The following is a 1,483-nucleotide window of genomic DNA, read 5'->3' as shown; positions in this document are numbered from 1 at the left end:
TGAAACCGGCGCTCGAAGACGGGAAGGCCATGCACGCAGATAACGGCGAGAGCACCCGGTCCCCCCGAGCGAACTACTACTCCCCCGTCCCCCCGAAGATCTACCTGACGACCGAGTACGCCGCGCCTATCTGGGCCAGCGGGACGCTGGAAGTCGCCGTCGAGGGGAACCGCCGCGACATCGGCATCACGCGCGCCCACCTCGAAGAGGACCCGGGTAGCCTCCAACACAAAGGTGGCAGCATCGACACCGCGGACTACACGCTCGTCAACTACAACCGCGCGGGGACACCGCTCGTCGAAATCGTCACCGAACCGGACTTCCGCAGCCCGCAGGAGACGCGCGCGTTCCTCGCCAAACTCGAAGAAGTGCTCGAATATCTGGGCGTCTTCGATGCGACCCGTGACGGGTCACTCCGCATCGACGCCAACATCTCACTCGTCCCCGCCGACGAGGTCAACGGCGACGGCTCTATCTCCGACGAGGCACTCGAAGCGGCGAACCGCACCGAGGTCAAGAACATCTCCAGCCACAAAGGTGCAGAAAAGGCGCTGGCCTACGAGGTCACCCGCCAGAAGAACGCCATCAAGCGCGGCCGCGCCGTCGAACAGGAGACGCGGCACTGGGACGAATCCCGCGGCATCACCGTCTCGATGCGCTCGAAGGAAGAAGAAAAGGACTACCGCTACTTCCGCGAGGCCGACCTCCCGCCGCTCCAAGTCGCCCACTGGAAAGCGGAGATTCCGATTCCGGAACTCCCCGACGCCCGCCGCGAGCGCTTCCAGACCGAGTACGGCATCGACGAGGAGTCCGCGTCGAAGCTCACGTCGACCAAGGAAGTCGCGGACTTCTTCGAAGACGTCGCCGCCGAGTTCGACGCCGACCTCGCCGCGACGTGGGTCGCCGACAACTTGCTCGGCGAACTCAACTACCGCGACATGCTCATTACGGACGTGTCGGACCGCCTCGACGAGTTCACGCGTCTCGTCGAACTCGTCGCTGCCGACGAGGTGACGACGAAGAACGCAGAAGAAATCGTCCTCCGGGAGATGCTCGACGAGGGGAAAGACCCGGATACCATCGTCGAGGAAGAAGGACTCGGCAAGGCCGACGACGACGAGATCGGCGGCTTCGTCACCGAAGCAATCGAGGAGAACCCCGACGCTGTCTCCGACTACCACGACGGCGAAGGCGGCGCGCTGAACTTCCTCGTCGGACAGGTCATGCAGAAGTCCCAGGGGAGCGCCGACCCCGGAACCGTAAACCAGCTGCTCCGCGAGCAACTCGACGAATAACGCGACGGCCTGCGCTGGCGACGCGCGTCACCCGCGCAGTTTGATTCCGACTCGTATTCGAACGACCTACGCCGTCTTCTGCCGCACGTACTGTTCGAACCGAACGAAACTCGGCGACCCGCAAGCGGCGCACTCCTCGGGGGCGCTGAAGTGGTACGTACCATTGTTGTTCGTCACGTTTCCAGCGT

General features: G+C 63.9%; 1 protein-coding gene. It reads left to right on the top strand.

Going from position 1 to position 1,483, the window contains the following annotated elements:
• Window positions 1-1,295: Asp-tRNA(Asn)/Glu-tRNA(Gln) amidotransferase subunit GatB (gatB, locus tag QT222_RS01200; protein ID WP_491476037.1), on the top strand; the 1,295-nt coding region annotated here is incomplete at its 5' end.
• Window positions 1,296-1,483: the final 188 nt, after the last annotated feature.

The organism is Haloferax sp. s1, assembly GCF_058382125.1.
This window is presented reverse-complemented; position numbering and strand designations above follow the sequence as displayed.